The sequence below is a fragment of the Streptomyces sp. WAC03905 genome (assembly GCF_057371075.1).
Map to the genome: position 1 here is coordinate 3621884 of NZ_JBXYDZ010000003.1, position 15303 is coordinate 3637186.

Consider the following 15303-nt stretch of genomic DNA (forward strand, 5'->3'; position numbering starts at 1 on the left):
TTGCGGTCAGATCCTGTCCTAGTTCCCGGGGCGGTCCGGCGCGTTCTCCTCGTCCGGCCGCATCGGGGGCAGCGCCGATGCCGGCTCCGGGAGCAGGGCCTTGGAGAGGTCCTGCTTGCCGGTCGGGTCGAGCCCGTACATCGCCTCGTAGATCTTGCGGACGGCCGGTCCGGAGGCCCCGGAGCCGGTACCGCCCTGGGAGATCGTCATGACGATGGCGTAGTCCTCGGTGTAGGAGGCGAACCACGAGGTGGTCTGCTTGCCCTGGACCTCGGCCGTGCCGGTCTTGGCGTGCATCGGGATCTGCTTCTGCGGCCAGCCCCCGAAGCGCCAGGCCGCGCTGCCGTCCGTGGCCACGCCGGCGAGGGCCTCGTCGATGTCGTCGCGCGTCTTGGCGCTCATCGGGAGCTTGCCCGTCTCCTTGGGAGCGATCTCCTTCACCGACGTCCCGTCGGCGCTGACGACCGCCTTGCCGACGCTCGGCTGGTGCAGGGTGCCGCCGTTGGCGATGGCCGAGTAGACGGACGCCATCTGGAGCGGGGTGACCAGGGTGTCCCCCTGCCCGATCGAGTAGTTGATCGCGTCACCCTCGCGCAGCTGGTTGCCCTGGCGGCAGTTCTCGTAGGCGATCTTCTCGGCGAAGCTGCCGTTCTTCTTGCCGTCCCGGCACCAGGCGTCCTTGTTGGCGTCGAAGAAGTCCTGCTTCCACTTCCGGTCGGGGACCCGGCCGGGCACCTCGTTGGGCAGGTCGATGCCGGTGCGCTTGCCCAGACCGAACTCGTGGGCGGTCTTGAAGAACCAGTCGTTCGGGTCCTTCTTCGGCTTGATGCCGCCGTCCTTCTTCCACTCCTGGTCCGCGATCAGGTAGTAGACCGTGTCGCAGGAGACCTCCAGGGCCCGGCCGATGGTGATGTCGCCGTGGCCCTGGGACTCGAAGTTCGTGAAGGTCTGGTTGCCGACCGAGTACGAGCTGGGGCAGGGGTAGCGGTTGTTGAAGGGGTAGCCGGCGTTGACCGCGGCGGTCGAGGTGACCACCTTGAAGATGGAGCCCGGTGCGGCCTGTCCCTGGATCGCGCGGTTGAGCAGCGGGTAGTTGGAGTCCTTGTCCGTCAGGGAGGCGTAGTCCTTCGCGGAGATGCCGCCCACCCAGGCGTTGGGGTCGTAGGTCGGGTTCGAGGCCATCGCCACGATCCGGCCCGTCCTGGTCTCCATCACCACGACCGCACCCGAGTCGGCCTCGTAGTTGCGGCCGGTGTTCTTGTCGTGGACCTTGCGGGCGTCGATCATCGCGTTGTTCAGCTCGCGCTCGGCGACCGCCTGCACGCGCGAGTCGATCGAGGTCACGATGTTCGAGCCGGGCTGCGCCGGGTCGGTCCGGCCCTGCCCGATGACCCGGCCGAGGTTGTCCACCTCGTAGCGGGTGATGCCGGCCTTGCCGCGCAGCTCCTTGTCGTACGTGCGCTCCAGGCCGGAGCGGCCCACCTGGTCGGAGCGCAGGTAGGGCGAGTCGGTCTTCTGCGCCTTGGCGATCTCCTCGTCGGTGACCGGCGAGAGGTAGCCGAGGACCTGGGAGGTGTTGGCCTGGTTCGGGGCGGCGTACCGGCGCAGTGCGGTCGCCTCGGCGGTGATGCCGGGGAAGTCCTCGGGGTGCTCGCGGATCTGCAGGGCCTGCTCGGTGGTCGCCTCGTCACTGACCGGGATCGGCTGGTAGGGCGAGCCGTTCCAGCAGGGCTGCTTGGTCTTGGAGTCGCAGAGCCGGACCTTGTCGACGACCTCCTGGGGGTCCATGCCCAGCACCCCGGCGAGCCGGGTCAGCACGGACTTTCCCTTGTCCTTCATCTTGAGCAGCTCGGTGCGGCTCGCGGAGACCACCAGGTGGGTGGCGTTGTCGGCGAGCGGGACCCCGCGCGCGTCGAGGATCGAGCCGCGCACGGCCGGCTGGACCACCTGCTGGACGTGGTTGTTCTTCGCCTCGTCCGTGTACTCCTGGCCGTTGCGGATCTGCAGGTACCAGAGTCGTCCGCCCAGCGTGAGCAGGAGGGAGAAGACCACGACCTGGATGACGACGAGCCGGTTCTGGACCCGAGGGGTCCGGCCGGTCTCCGGTATGTTGCTCACACTCGATCTCCCCCGGGCGGCTGCCTACGCCCGGCCGAGTCTAACTAGAACGGGAACGCCGTCCGTCCGTGCTGCACGGAGATCCACTTCTGGGTGGTGAACGCCTCGACCGTGGCCTCGCCGTTCAGCCTGCCCAGACCCGAGGCCTTCTCCCCGCCGAACGCCGCCAACGGTTCGTCCCCGATCGTGGAGTCGTTGACGTGGATCATCCCCGTCTCGATCCGCTGGGCGAAGCGCACGCCCCGCTCCACGTCCCGGGTGTGGACGGCGCCGCTGAGCCCGTACGGGGTCGCGTTGGTCAGCCGTACGGCTTCGTCCTCGCCGTCGAAGACCACCAGCAGGGCGACGGGGCCGAAGATCTCCTGGCCCAGCAGCGGGGAGTCCTCGGGGATCCCGGCGAGCACCGTCGGCTCGACCAGGTTGCCGCGCGTAGACCCCCGTACGAGCGCCCGCGCGCCGGATTCCACGGCCTGGTCCACGAGCGCGGTCAGGGCGTCGGCCTGGAAGGAGTTGATCAGCGGGCCGATGTGGGTGTCGGCCTCGCGCGGATCGCCGGTCCTCAGGGCGCGCACGCGCGCGGTGAACTTCTCGGTGAACTCCTCCGCGACGGAGGCGTCGACGAGGATCCGGTTGGCGGCCATGCAGACCTGGCCCTGGTAGACGAAGCGGCTGAAGACCGCCGCGTCCACCGCGTAGTCGAGGTCGGCGTCGTCGAGGACGACGAGGGCGCTGTTGCCGCTGAGCTCCAGCACCGTGCGCTTGAAGTGGCGGGCGGCGATCGCGCCGACGTGCCGGCCGACCCGGTCCGATCCCGCGAAGGAGATCACCTTGGGGACGGGGTGCGTCAGGAGCGCGTCGCCTATCTCGGCGATGTCGGTGACCAGGACGTTCAGCAGGCCGGCGGGCAGCCCGGCGTCCTCGAAGATCTTGGCGATCACGCCGCCGCCGACGACCGGGGCGTTCTGGTTGGGCTTGACGACCACCGCGTTGCCCAGGGCCAGCGCGGGAGCGACCGACTTCATCGTGACCAGGAAGGGGAAGTTGAAGGGGCTGATGACGGTGACGACGCCGACGGGCAGCCGCTGGACGCGGTTCTCCTTGCCCTCGACCGGCGAGGGCAGGATCCGGCCCTCGGGGCGGACGGCCAGCTGGAGCGACTCGCGGATGAACTCCATCGCGAGGTGGACCTCGTACTCGGCCTTGGGACGGGTCCCGCCGAGCTCGTCGATCATCGCCTCGACGATCTCCTTCTCGCGCTCCTCGGTGATCCGCAGGGCGCGCTCCAGGACCGCGCGTCTGATGTAGGGGCTGGTCCCGGCCCAGTCCCGCTGGGCGCGCTCGGCGCCGCGGTACGCCTGGTCCACCTGCTCGACCGTGGCCACGGTGATGGCCGCGAGCTTCTCCCCGTTGTACGGGTTGACGTCGATGATGTCCCACGAACCGTTGCCGGCCAGCCATTCGCCGTCGATGTACTGGTGAGCGAGATCGCTGAATATGGACATGCCATCCCTTACTGCGAGCGCGCACCCGTGCGCTGCACCGGAGACCGATCGGTCATCATGCACTGATCAGACGTCATACTACGTGCGGATCAAGACAGTTGGAGTAGGCCGCGGAGAAGATCCCGGGTCCGGTCGGGGTCGGGGCAGTCCGCCTGGAGCCGCTCCATCGCCCGCTCGTACTGCCCCACTTCCTCGTCCTTGTCCAGGTAGAGGGCACTGGTGAGCTGTTCCAGATAGACGATGTCCTGCAGGTCGGACTCGGGGAAGCGCAGCAGGGTGAAGGCCCCGCTCTCGCCCGCGTGGCCGCCGAAGGAGAAGGGCATGACCTGGAGCTGCACGTTGGGCCGCTGCGAGACCTCGATGAGGTGCTCCAACTGGCCGCGCATGACGTTGCGGTCGCCGTACGGGCGGCGCAGCGCGGCCTCGTCGAGGACGGCGTGGAAGACGGGGGCGCTCTCGGACACGAGCACCTTCTGCCGCTCCAGGCGCAGCGCGACGCGGCGGTCGATCTCGGCGGCGGTGGCGCCGGGCATGCCGCGGCTGACGACGGCGTGGGCGTAGGCCTCGGTCTGCAGCAGGCCGTGGACGAACTGCACCTCGTAGATGCGGATGAGCGACGCGGCGCCCTCCAGCCCGATGTAGGTCTGGAACCAGCCCGGCAGGACGTCGCCGTAACTGTGCCACCAGCCGGTCGCGTTGGCCTCGCGGACCAGTCCCAGGAGGGACTCGCGCTCGGTGCTGTCCGTGACCCCGTAGAGCGTGAGGAGGTCTTCCACGTCCCTCGCCTTGAAGCTCACCCTTCCCAACTCCAAGCGGCTGATCTTCGATTCGGATGCGCGGATCGAGTAGCCGGCCGCCTCACGGGTGATGCCGCGGGATTCTCGGAGTCGCCTGAGCTGGGAGCCCAGGAGGATGCGGCGCACCACAGAACCGCTTGTTTCTGCGGTCACTAGTACTGCCCTCCCCATCGCATTGGCGTGCGCGTGGTGTGCGCGGCGTCTCGGGGCCCCCGTACCCCAGAGGCCGCAGTCTGCCACCAAAACGCATCGGGCCGTACTCGTTCTGTAACGGAATCCCGTCTCCGCGAGAAGAAGTCCGTAAGTATGCGTAGGAAGAAATGAGCAAGAACCGTCACGTGAGCGGACAGGTCCGGCGCGTGCACGTGCATCTGCCCTTGCATCCGGCCCGAGCATTCGGAACGATGGTCCCCGCGCACCTGCGTGCTCTTCGCGCCGGCGCGGGACCCACCCCGCAGTTCTCTTTGGACACAAGCCACCGCTTCGTCCGCGAATCCCGGGAGTGCCTCGCATGGGGACGAATGGATCGACCATGCTCGAGCCGTTACGGCAGGGGCTTCCCCCGGTCGACCCCACGGCTGTCTCCGGGTCCGCCTCATGCGCTCTGCCCGCGCGGTTCGACGCGGTGCGGGGCGCACGTACTTTCACCCGCTCGACACTGTCCCAGTGGGGTCTCGACGACCGCTTCGACGATGTCGCACTGGTCGTCTCCGAGCTCGTCACCAACGCGCTGCGCCATGCCCTGCCCGAGGAGTCGCGGGGGCCGGACGCCGAGCCGGAGCCGCCGGTGCGGCTGCACCTGATGCGGTGGAGCACCCGGCTGGTGTGCGCGGTGCGCGACCCCAGCGAGGACCGGCCGGGCGGGGCCTTCTCGCCGGAGCGGACCGAGGAGAACGTCGACCTGGAGTCCGGGCGCGGGCTCTTCCTGGTCGACTCCTACAGCGACAGCTGGGGCTGGCACCCGCTCGCGGGGCGGCTCACCGGCAAGGTGGTCTGGGCGCTGTTCCTGCTCCACGACTGAGCCGCCCGCGCGGTCCGTTTCACGACGACTGGCCGGGACCGATCACTGCGATCGGTCCCGGCCAGTGCACGTGCATGGCTTGATGAGTGCGCCGTTCCGTCAGCCGATCAAGTGATCGAACTCGCCGTCCTTGACGCCCAGGAGCAGGGCTTCTATCTCGGCCGGTGTGTAGACGAGCGCCGGACCGTCCGGGAAGCGCGAATTGCGCATGGCTACGTCGCCTCCGGGCAGCCTCGCGAACTCCACGCAGGAACCCTGCGAGTTGCTGTGTCTGCTCTTCTGCCACGTCAGCTCAAACAAGGAAGCGAGTTCTGCAGCTGCCATCCCGTTGTACGCGTGGTCCACAGGAAGCCCCCGATAGTGCAGATGTCAACTCCACCGGATCATAGCTGTGTTCATGGGCTGCTGCATGCGCAGATGCACGTGCACGCGGGGTGTTCCGGTGATCACAGACAGGTCCGTCCTCAGGGGCCCAGGGCCTCGGACACCTCGTCGAGCGAGGCCAGCAGCTGTTCGGCGGCCCCGCGCAGCACCGCGGGCGCCGGCCCGGCACCCCGGGGCGGGTCCGCTCCGGCCGCCCCGCCGGTCCGGTCCACCCGCTCCGTGCACACCGCCCACACCGAATCCGCCAGCACGGCCCTGACCCGGTCCCACCGGGGTACGCGGCGCTCGCGCACCGCCCTGGCGCCCTCCTCGGTGTCCTCGCGCAGCGCCGAGGCCAGGGCGGCGGCGCCGGGGACCGGGTCGTGGCCGCGCTCGGGGAGGTGGGCCTCCAGGAGCATGGCGCTGCGGCCCAGCGCGGCCAGGGCCTCGCCCGCGTGGTCGGCGGCCGTGCGGGAGAGCCCCCGGTGGCGGACCGGCTCCCCCGCGGCCCGGTCCACGGCCTCGTGCCAGGCCACCCGGGCGTCGCGGGCCGCCAGCAGGGCCGCGCGCACGTCGGCGCGCCGGGCCCCGCCCGGGTCGGCGTAGTGGCCGAGCACGGCGGCGGCGTACCGCCCGTCGGCGGCGATCCAGTCGGCGAGGCGGGTCCGCAGCCGAGGGGTCTCCCAGGCCGGGTAGAGCGCGTAGCCGATCATCGCGAGCAGTCCGCCGACCAGCGTCAGCGCGATCCGGTCGGGGACGGTCTGGTCCCAGCGGACCCCGCCCATGCCGAGCAGGAAGACGACGTAGGCCGAGACGAAGAGCTGCGCGACGGCGTACCCGGTGCGCATCAGGGCGTACATCAGGTAGGCGCTGACCACCGCGAGGAGGCCGGACAGGTACATCCCGGGCCGGGCCACCTGCACGACGGCGGTGGCGACGCCGACCCCGACGAGGGTGCCGGCGAAGCGGGCGACGGCGCGGGAGTAGGTCTGGGTGAAGTCCGGCCGCATGATCATCACCGAGGCCATCGGCGCCCAGTAGGCGTGTCCCAGCGGCAACGCCAGCCCGATCAGCAGGCCCGCGCAGGTCACCGCGGTCACCCGCAGGGCGTGCCGCAGCACCGGCGAGCCGGGGCGCAGTTCGGCCCGCACCGCGCGCAGGGCCGACGGCACCAGCCGGGTGAGCGCGGGCCTCAGCATCGACTCGGCGGGATCGGCGGTGCGCCCGGAGCCCGGCTCGGCCGTCTCCAGTACGTCGTCCAGCAGGGCGGTGAGCCGGCGCGCGGCCCGCAGCGGCGCGCCGGTGAGGAGGTCCGCGGTGTCGGGGGACTTCAGCACGGCCAGCGACGGCGCGGGCAGGCTCACGGCCTCCCCGTGCCGGATCGCCCGCGCGACGGCGTCCAGGACCGCCCCGGCGGCGGCGAGCAGGTCCCGCACCCGGTCCCGGGCCGGGCCCTGACCCGGCGCCCCGACGGCCGGGTCGGCGAGCGAGGCCAGCACGGGCCGGATCCGCTCCGCGAGCCCCCGCGCCCCGTGCAGCTCGGCGGGGCGCCGCCGGGCCTGGCGGACCGTCACGGTGGCGGCGTCGCGGGCCTTCATCAGCGGCTGCGGGTCGAAGGGCGCGACGGGGTCCCGGCGCAGCCGGCGGGCGTAGTCGGCCTCGGCGGCCAGGGCGTCGGCCAGGGCGTCGCGCTGGGCGCCCCAGCGGCGGACGGGGAAGAGCACGATCAGCAGCGCCTGGACGACGCCGCCGGCCGCGATCATGGCGGCGTGCCCGGCCGCCTGCGCCACGGAGGTCGGCAGGGTGACGGTGACCAGCATGATCGCGACGTTGCCGGAGGCGATGATCCCGGCGGTGGGGCCGGCCGCCCAGAGCATGCCCGAGGCGAAGGTCCAGACGGCCAGCAGGGCGAGGAACAGGCCCGTGTGCGAGGCGCCGACGAGGTAGCCGACGAAGGTGGAGACCGCCAGGGTCAGTCCGGAGGCCAGGGCGAGGACGGGGCGCGGTCGCCAGGTCTGCTGGAAGGTGGCGATGGCCGCCATGAAGGCTCCGAAGGCGGAGCTGGCGGCCGCGCCCGGCCCGAGGAGGGCGAGCGAGGCGGCGATGACGACCGCGAGGCCGACGGCGGCGCGCAGGGCGACGAGGGGTTCCAGGCGGGTCCTCTCGACCGCCATGCCCGACCGGGCGGCGTCCCGCACTGCCCGCAACCAGCTCATGGCGCCGAGAGTAGCGGTTTTCAGGACTTCTTCAGATTTGTCCCGCGCCTTGCCCTGCCTGTTCCATGGGCCGGTCGCGCGAAGGGTCCCGAAGAGAAACCGGATCGTCCGAAAGGGGAACGCCCGTGTTCCGCAATGCCGCCCAACCCTGGCACCTGCTCGTCGTCCTGGTGGTCTGCCTGCTGGTGTTCGGTTCGAAGAAGCTGCCCGACATGGCCCGTTCGCTGGGGAAGTCGATGCGCATCCTGAAGTCGGAGGCCCGGGCGATGCGCACGGACGACACCCCCTAGCCGGATTCTCCCTGGCGCGGGGGGAGCTTCGGGCGGGGGCCGCCCACGTGGGCGCGGTCGGCGGCGGCCGTGCCGTCCTCCCATCCCGCGTGGTCGGTGGCACCGCGCAGCCGGGTGGTGGTGGTCCGCGGGAACATCTCCTCGGCCCGCGAGGTGACCGCCACGTCCCGTGCGACCAGGGCCGGCAGGTTGTCCGGGGCCTGCGCCGCCGTGTGTTCGGCGGTCTCGGCGAGGCGTTGGCCGAGCCGGCTCGCGTAGGCCAGCAGGAACGACTGCCGGAAGGTCTTGGTGCGCTTGCGGCCGCCCGAGCGCTGGGCGGCCTCCGCCCGGGTCATCGCGGCCGTGCCCTGCACGAGGAGCGAGGTGTGCAGCAGTTCCACCGCCTCCAGGTCGCTCTCGAAGCCGACCACCGTGGAGAACTCCAGGCCGCTGTTCCACACCGCCCGGCAGCGGTTGGCGGAGGCGACCGCGTCGAGCAGGACCGCCTTCGCCTCCTCGTACGGAGGCTCGACCCCGATCCGGCGGGCCGCCGGCACCTGGGCGGGGCGCTTGCCGCTCGCCGCCAGCACGGCCTCGTCGACGGTGTGCCGGGCCATCAGCTCCTGGGCCTTGGCACTCAGCGCCTCGGCCTCCTCCGGGTAACCGGTCGCCTCGGCCTTCGCGAGCAGGGCCCGGATGCGGCCCAGCATGCGCGGCTCGATGTGGGCGTGCTCCGCTAGCGCGTCGACCGGGTCGCCCGGCAGCGGGCCGACGGGCTCGATCGAGGGCAGCCGGATGAGCAGCCGCAGCACCTCCAGGAAGGCGGTGGCCAGCGTGAACCGGTCCGCCCGTTCCCGCTGCGCGAGGGCGTCGGCGTACTCCTCGTCGCCCTTCCACCACACCTCGGCGGTGGTCCAGCGCTCCGGGAGCCGGGCGTAGCGGCGCGCCTCCGCGGCGATCAGGTCGCCGGTGATCCGCCGGTGCCGCTCGTCGAGGTCGCGGCGGACCAGCCGCAGCACGTCGGCCGGCTGCCAGCCCCGCTCCCAGCCCTGCCGTACGTACGCCTCCCCGCGCGCCAGCAGCTCCCTGCCCACCCCGGGCCAGCACCCGGAATCGGCGACGAGCAGCGAGGCCCCGGTGTCCAGCCCGGCGTCGTCCTGGGCGTAGAGGGCTGCGGCGAAGGCCCGGTCGACGGTCTCGGCAGAGTTGCTCACACCTCTCAGCTTGGCATGTCCGCCCTCACGGCCCGCTCCCGGCCGACGACCGGGAGGTGTGCGCGAAGGCGGCCGCCGCCCGCGCCCGCCGCGCCGGGCCGGGGGACGGCCCGCCGCGGCGCGGCTGTCGGACCCCGGTGGGACACTCGCACCCATGAGCGACCGCACTCCCCGGTGGGCCCTCGCCGAGGACGGCGACGGCTGGTGGCACGCCGCCCCCGTGCACCCCGCGGACGCGGCGCGGGCGGGCGGGGCGCCGCTGCGCGTCCGTGATCCCGCCGAGGCGGTCCGCGGCGCCCCGCCCGGCACCCGCTGGGTCTGGCGGTCCACCGCCGCCGTGTACCCGCGCCTGCTCGCGGCCGGTGTCCGCGTCGAGCGGTGCCACGACATCGAGGACGCCGAGCTGCTGCTCCTCGGCCACGAGGGCCGCTCCGGCGAGCCCCGCTCGGCCGCGGCCGCCTGGGCGCGGCTCAACGACGCCCCCGTACCGCCCGATCCGCCGCAGCGCGCGGCCGACCCGCGCGCCCAGGACTCGCTCTTCGACCCGCAGCCCGCCGCCCCGCTCCCCCTGGACGCCCTGCTGGATGTCCACGCCGACCAGGTGCGGCGGCTCGGCGGGACCGCGCACCCCGACCGGATGCGGCTGCTCGTCGCCGCCGAGTCCGCGGCCTTCCTCGTCGCCGCCGAGATGAACCGGGCCGGCCTGCCCTGGCGGGCCGACGTGCACCGTGCCCTGCTGACCGAGCTGCTCGGCGAGCGGTACGCGGGCGGCGGTGAGCCCCGGCGCCTCGCCGAGCTGGCCGACCGCGTCTCGGCGGCCTTCGGCCGGCGGGTGCGCCCCGACCTGCCCGCGGAGGTCATCAGGGCCTTCGCCAAGGACGGCATCAAGCTGAAGTCCACCCGCCGCTGGGAGATCCAGGAGCTGGACCACCCCGCCGTCGAGCCGTTGATCGAGTACAAGAAGCTGTACCGGATCTACACCGCCCACGGCTGGAGCTGGCTCGGCGACTGGGTGCACGCGGGCCGGTTCCGCCCGGAGTTCATCCCCGGCGGCACGCTCACGGGCCGCTGGGTCACCAACGGCGGCGGCGCCCTGCAGATCCCGAAGGTGATCCGGCGGGCCGTCGTCGCCGACCCGGGCTGGCGGCTCGTCGTCGCCGACGCCGACCAGATGGAACCGCGCGTGCTCGCCGCGATCTCCCGCGACCCCGCCTTCATGGAGGTGGCCGGCCGGCCCGAGGACCTCTACACCGCCGTGTCCCGCCAGGGCTTCTCCGGAGACCGCGACAAGGCCAAGATCGCCGTCCTCGGCGCCGTCTACGGGCAGACCTCCGGGGACGGCCTGAAGAACCTGGCCGCGCTGCGCCGCCGCTTCCCCCGGGCCGTGGCCTACGTGGACGACGCGGCGAGGGCCGGGGAGGAGGGCCGGCTCGTCCGCACCTGGCTCGGCCGCACCTGCCCGCCGCCCGTCGGCTCCGGCGAGGGCGAGGAGGCGGGCGACGGGGGCGTCGACCCGGGCGGGGGCGGGCCCGAGGACGAGGCCGGCACCGCCCGGGACCGGGAGGACGGCTGGACGCCGGCCTACGCCTCCACCAACAGCCGGGCCCGCGGCCGCTTCACCCGCAACTTCGTCGTCCAGGGCAGCGCCGCCGACTGGGCCCTGCTGATGCTGGCCGCCCTGCGGCAGGCGACCGCCGGGATGCGCGCGGAGCTGGTGTTCTTCCAGCACGACGAGGTGATGGTGCACTGCCCGGCCGAGGAGGCCGGGGCCGTCGTCGAGGCGATCCGCGCCGCCGGCGACCGGGCCGGCCGGATCGCCTTCGGCGACACCCCGGTCCGCTTCCCGTTCACGACGGCGGTCGTGGAGTGCTACGCCGACGCCAAGTGACAGGACCCGGCGCCACTTCGGCGACACGGCCACGACACCCCTAGTTGCGGTCCCGGTTCCAGCCCGGTGCGAGGGCGATTCCCTTCAGCTCCTCCAGCGTGACCGCGGGCGTCGGGCGGCCGGCGGGGCCGTTCTGGTTCGCGGCGTTGAAGCCGGACACCGTCACCCGCAGGCCGTCGACCCGCAGGGTGTCCACGGTCCACTGGACCACGCCCTTGCCCTTCTCGGCAGACCCCTGCGTGATCCGGACCTTCGTCCCGTCGGGCTCGGTGGTGACGTCGGCGCCCGTGAAGCCCGAGGTGCTCTCCCCCTGGGAGACGTTGAGCTGGACCAGGGAGGTGCCCTTGCCGTCGTCGAGCACGGCGTACCCGTACGATCCCTCCCCGCCCCGGGAGGCGATCGGGATCCCGACCGGGACCAGCAGTGACTCCAGGGAGTCGGCTGCGCTCCGGTCCTTCAGCGGCGCGCCCGGACCGGCTTCCGGCCGGGCCGGCTCCGACTCCGGCTCCGGCTCGGCGGCCGGCAGGTCGTTCAGCGCCGCACGCCAGACCTGCGAGACCACCAGATCCTTCAACTGCGCGCTGTCCAGGGGCGGGGCGGGCCGGGTGACGGCCGCGTCCTTCTCCGCCGGGGCGTTCCACTCGGAGGCCTCCACCAGGAACCCCGCCGCGGTGACGAACACGGCCCGCCAGCACTTGGTGTCCACCCGGCGGTCGGCGTACTCGTACCCCTTCTCGATCAGGAGCCTCCCCCCTTCCGGCAGCGACTCGGTCCGGCAGTCGTCGTAGCCGCGGAGGGTCCTGTCCCCGCACCGGGTGAGCTGCTCGGCCCCGGTGCCCCGGGGGTCGATCCTGGAGAGGCTGACGGAGATGGCCGCCTTGCCCTTCCCGTCGTCGTACACACCGGCGACCGCCGCCCCCCCTTCGCTCTCCGTGCCGCGCGCATGGGTGGCGGTCACCGTCCCGCCCGCGGGCGCCAGTGCCCTCTCCAGGTCGGCCATCATCCGCTCGGCGCTGACCGCACCGGTGCCGACCCTCGGGTTCCCGGCCCCGCCGCCGGTCCCGCCGCCCGCGCCCGAACCGCCGGGCCGGGTCGGCGGCTGCGCCGCGACCTCCACCGCGTCCGCGCCGCCCGCGCCGTCGAGGAGGCCGCCGGTGTAGGCGCCGGCCGTCGCGATCAGGGCCAGGGCGAGCACGGCTCCGCCGACCACCGCGGCCCGGCGGCGTGCCAGCAGGCGCCGGCCGCGCTCCTCGCCGGCGTCCACCAGGGCGTGCCGGTCCGCCGTGAAGCCGTTCCCCGCCTGCCGGAGGGCCGCACCGAGATCATCTTCAAAGGGCATGAGGAACTAGACCTTCCGTTTCAAGGGTGGGGATGGGCCATGCGGAGGGGGAGGGGGGCGAGGGGTACGGCGCCCGCGGCGCCTTCAGAGTTCCGCGAAGGCGCCGAGGCTGCCGCCCAGCTCCTCCCGCAGCCGGGCCAGTGCCCGGGAGGTACGCGTACGCACTGCCGCCGAGCTGACGTTCATGGCATCGGCGGTCTCCTCGACGCTGCGGTCCTCCCAGTAGCGCAGCACCAGCACCGCCCGGTCCTTGGGCGCCAGCCGCCCCAGCGCCTCCATCAGCGTCATCCGCAGCACCGGATCCCCGCCGACCGTCGCCGCCTCCGCGGTGTCGGGGTACCGTCCGACCGGCCGCTCCCCCGCCGACCGGCGGCGGCGGTGCGTGAGGAAGGCCCGTACCAGCACCGTCTGCGCGTACGCCGCGGGGTTGTCCACGCGGGCGATCCGGCCCCAGTGGAGGTACATCCGGCCCAGGGTCTCCTGCACCAGGTCCTCCGCGAGATGGGTGTCCCCGCTCGCCAGCAGGCAGGCCGACCGGTACAGATGCCCCGACCGGCCCGCCGCGAATTCCCGGAACCCGTCCCTGCGACCCTGTCGCATCCGCTCCCCCTCGCGTCCGTCCCACTCCCATGACGCGACGGGCCCCGGGAATGTTTCACCCGTCGGCCGAAGTCACACCGGACAGGTCGTGGAAGTAGACGTGGAACTCCTCGCGGACGAAGCCCTCCGCCTCGTAGAGCCCCTGCGCGACCGTGTTGTCGTACGCGGTCTCCAGCTGCACGCCCGCCACCCCGGCGGCCCGGGCCCGGCGCAGCACCTCGCGCAGCAGGGCCCGGCCGGCGCCGGTGCGGCGGCCGGGCGGGGCGACGTACAGGTCGTTGAGGATCCACGCGGTCGTCAGCGTCAGCGAGGAGAAGGCCCGGTAGACCTGTGCGAAGCCGACGGTCCCGGCGCCGGGCACGTCGGCGAGCAGGACCAGGGACTCGTCCTTGGCGATCCGCTCCGCCAGGAACGCCCGTGGGGCGTCGGCGTCCTCGACCTCGACCTCGTAGAAGTCGAGGTAGCCGCGGAACAGCGCGGCCGCCGTCTCCACGTCCGCCTCCCCGGCCGGGCGGACGACGACGTCCGGTCCGGTCCGGTCGGACCGGTCGGCCTGCCGCTCTGCTGCCTGACCGCTCATGTGCCGCTCCCTCGGGTGTGTGTGCGTGGCGCGCCGCCTCGAAGCGCCCACGCTACGACGGGAGTTCCGGCCGGGGGCCGCTCAGTGCCCGGTCACGGGCTGGGCCGGCAGGGTGTAGACGTGCCCGGGGGTCACGATCTTGGTGATCGCCTGCCCGAGGAGGGTGCTGGGTTCGCTGCCGCGGTGGTCGGTGTCCGTGTTGAGCAGGACGACCAGGGTCGCCTGCGGTCCGGGCAGGTAGACGGTCAGCGACTGGTAGCCGGGCAGGGAGCCGTTGTGCCCGATCCAGCCCTGGACGTTGAAGATGCCCAGCCCGTATCCCGCGCCCGGCAGGGACGGCACAACCTTCAGACGTTCCGCCTGCGTGGCGGGCTTCAGCAGGGTGCCGGTGGCCAGGGTCTTCGCCCAGCTCCGCAGGTCGGAGAGGTCCGAGATCATCGCTCCGGCGGCCCAGCCCCAGGAGGGGTTCCAGTCGGTGGCGTCGGCGGTCTTCCCGGACAGCGTCTGGTTCGTGTAGCCCTGGGCGTGCGGGGCCGGGAACTCCGCGCCGACGGGGAAGAGCGTGTGCTTGAGGCCCGCGGCGGCGACCACTTCTCGGTTGATGTAGGAGTCGAGCTGCTGCCCGGTGACCTTCTCCACCACCAGCCCCAGCAGGATCAGGTTGGTGTTGCTGTAGTCGAACTTCGCGTTCGGTTCGAAGAGCACCGGGTGCTTGAAGGAGTACCCGAGGAGCTGCTGGGGGGTGAAGGGGCGGCGGGGGTCGGTCAGGAACGCCTTCCCGAAGTCCTCGTCCGCGGAGTAGTTGAACAGCCCGCTGCGCATGCCCGCCAGCTCGCGCAGGGTGATGCGGTCGCCGTTCGGCACACCGCTCACGTACTTCCCGATCGGGTCGTCCAGGCCCACCTTGCCCTCGTCGACCAGCTGCAGCAGGGCGGTCACGGTGAAGGTCTTCGTCTCGCTGCCGATCCGCATGTTCAGACCGGGGGACATCGGCATGCCCGTCGACTCGTCCGCGACGCCGAAGGAGCGGACGTACGTGCCCTTGCCGGGCGCCGACAGCGCCACGATCACTCCGGGCACCTTCGCCTCGGTCATGACCTTCCGGATCGCGGTGTCCAGCTCCCGCGCCACGGCGGGGGTCAGCTGCGGGAACTCCCCGGATGCGGGGGTCGGAGCGGGCGTCGGGGTGGGGGTCGGAGCCCCGGCAGGGACCGTCGCGGCCGACGGCGTCCGGGCGGACGCGCCCCACGCGTACGCCGCTCCCGCACCGGCGGCCACCGGCGACGCCAGCAGTCCCAGGGCCGCCGCGGCCACGGCCGCACCGCGCCAGGCTGTCCTCATGTCCGGCCTCCTCACACGAGCAGGACGAAGATCACGCGACGGGACGGAGCCCGTC

The 15303-nt window shown here is 72.7% G+C and carries 13 protein-coding genes; 3 read left to right on the forward strand and 10 right to left on the reverse strand.

Translation table 11 applies throughout. The features are described 5' to 3' along the window. Nucleotides 1–18 precede the first annotated feature (18 nt). The 3 genes from mrdA to AC2RP6_RS18840 all read right to left on the reverse strand — a co-directional run bounded on the left by mrdA (nucleotide 19) and on the right by AC2RP6_RS18840 (nucleotide 4588). Complete coding sequence (gene mrdA / locus AC2RP6_RS18830) at nucleotides 19–2118, reverse strand: penicillin-binding protein 2 (protein ID WP_486447243.1); 2100 nt, start codon at nucleotides 2116–2118, stop codon at nucleotides 19–21. 44 nt (nucleotides 2119–2162) lie between these two features. Further along, on the reverse strand, nucleotides 2163–3620 hold the full coding sequence (locus tag AC2RP6_RS18835) for an aldehyde dehydrogenase family protein (RefSeq protein WP_486447244.1): 1458 nt from the start codon (nucleotides 3618–3620) through the stop codon (nucleotides 2163–2165). A gap of 89 nt (nucleotides 3621–3709) precedes the next feature. After that, entirely contained in the window at nucleotides 3710–4588 is an 879-nt protein-coding gene (locus AC2RP6_RS18840; protein WP_045936357.1) for a helix-turn-helix domain-containing protein, read from the reverse strand. Nucleotides 4589–4949: 361 nt separating this feature from the next. Here AC2RP6_RS18840 and AC2RP6_RS18845 point away from each other — a divergent pair, with 361 nt between their 5' ends. Next, nucleotides 4950–5438, forward strand: a complete 489-nt coding sequence (locus AC2RP6_RS18845; protein ID WP_486447245.1) for an ATP-binding protein — start codon at nucleotides 4950–4952, stop codon at nucleotides 5436–5438. 99 nt (nucleotides 5439–5537) lie between these two features. Here AC2RP6_RS18845 and AC2RP6_RS18850 read toward each other — a convergent pair whose 3' ends face one another. Both AC2RP6_RS18850 and AC2RP6_RS18855 read right to left on the reverse strand, forming a co-directional pair. After that, nucleotides 5538–5783, reverse strand: coding sequence for a DUF397 domain-containing protein (locus AC2RP6_RS18850; protein WP_069920830.1), 246 nt, complete (start codon nucleotides 5781–5783; stop codon nucleotides 5538–5540). Nucleotides 5784–5902: 119 nt separating this feature from the next. Beyond that, nucleotides 5903–8017, reverse strand: coding sequence for an FUSC family protein (locus tag AC2RP6_RS18855; RefSeq protein ID WP_486447246.1), 2115 nt, complete (start codon nucleotides 8015–8017; stop codon nucleotides 5903–5905). Between the two features lie 125 nt (nucleotides 8018–8142). Here AC2RP6_RS18855 and tatA point away from each other — a divergent pair, with 125 nt between their 5' ends. Then, a complete protein-coding gene (gene tatA / locus AC2RP6_RS18860) occupies nucleotides 8143–8307 on the forward strand; it encodes a Sec-independent protein translocase subunit TatA (RefSeq protein ID WP_486447247.1) in 165 nt (54 codons plus the stop codon). Here the strand turns inward: tatA and AC2RP6_RS18865 are convergent. Beyond that, nucleotides 8304–9500, reverse strand: coding sequence for a DUF2786 domain-containing protein (locus AC2RP6_RS18865; protein ID WP_486447248.1), 1197 nt, complete (start codon nucleotides 9498–9500; stop codon nucleotides 8304–8306). The genes tatA and AC2RP6_RS18865 overlap by 4 nt on opposite strands. Before the next feature lie 154 nt (nucleotides 9501–9654). Between AC2RP6_RS18865 and AC2RP6_RS18870 the strand changes: the two genes are divergently transcribed. Beyond that, nucleotides 9655–11388 (forward strand): bifunctional 3'-5' exonuclease/DNA polymerase, encoded by a 1734-nt coding sequence (locus tag AC2RP6_RS18870; protein ID WP_486447249.1) that lies wholly within the window; start codon nucleotides 9655–9657, stop codon nucleotides 11386–11388. A 40-nt stretch (nucleotides 11389–11428) separates the two neighbouring features. Here AC2RP6_RS18870 and AC2RP6_RS18875 read toward each other — a convergent pair whose 3' ends face one another. The 4 genes from AC2RP6_RS18875 to AC2RP6_RS18890 all read right to left on the reverse strand — a co-directional run bounded on the left by AC2RP6_RS18875 (nucleotide 11429) and on the right by AC2RP6_RS18890 (nucleotide 15248). Then, on the reverse strand, nucleotides 11429–12727 hold the full coding sequence (locus AC2RP6_RS18875) for a hypothetical protein (RefSeq protein WP_486447250.1): 1299 nt from the start codon (nucleotides 12725–12727) through the stop codon (nucleotides 11429–11431). A gap of 84 nt (nucleotides 12728–12811) precedes the next feature. Then, entirely contained in the window at nucleotides 12812–13327 is a 516-nt protein-coding gene (locus AC2RP6_RS18880; RefSeq protein ID WP_486447251.1) for a SigE family RNA polymerase sigma factor, read from the reverse strand. 55 nt (nucleotides 13328–13382) lie between these two features. Continuing rightward, nucleotides 13383–13907, reverse strand: a complete 525-nt coding sequence (locus AC2RP6_RS18885) for a GNAT family N-acetyltransferase (RefSeq protein WP_486447252.1) — start codon at nucleotides 13905–13907, stop codon at nucleotides 13383–13385. Between the two features lie 81 nt (nucleotides 13908–13988). Then, nucleotides 13989–15248 carry a serine hydrolase domain-containing protein gene (locus tag AC2RP6_RS18890; RefSeq protein ID WP_486447253.1) on the reverse strand — a complete coding sequence of 420 codons (1260 nt, stop codon included), beginning with the start codon at nucleotides 15246–15248 and terminating at the stop codon, nucleotides 13989–13991. Nucleotides 15249–15303 lie beyond the last annotated feature (55 nt).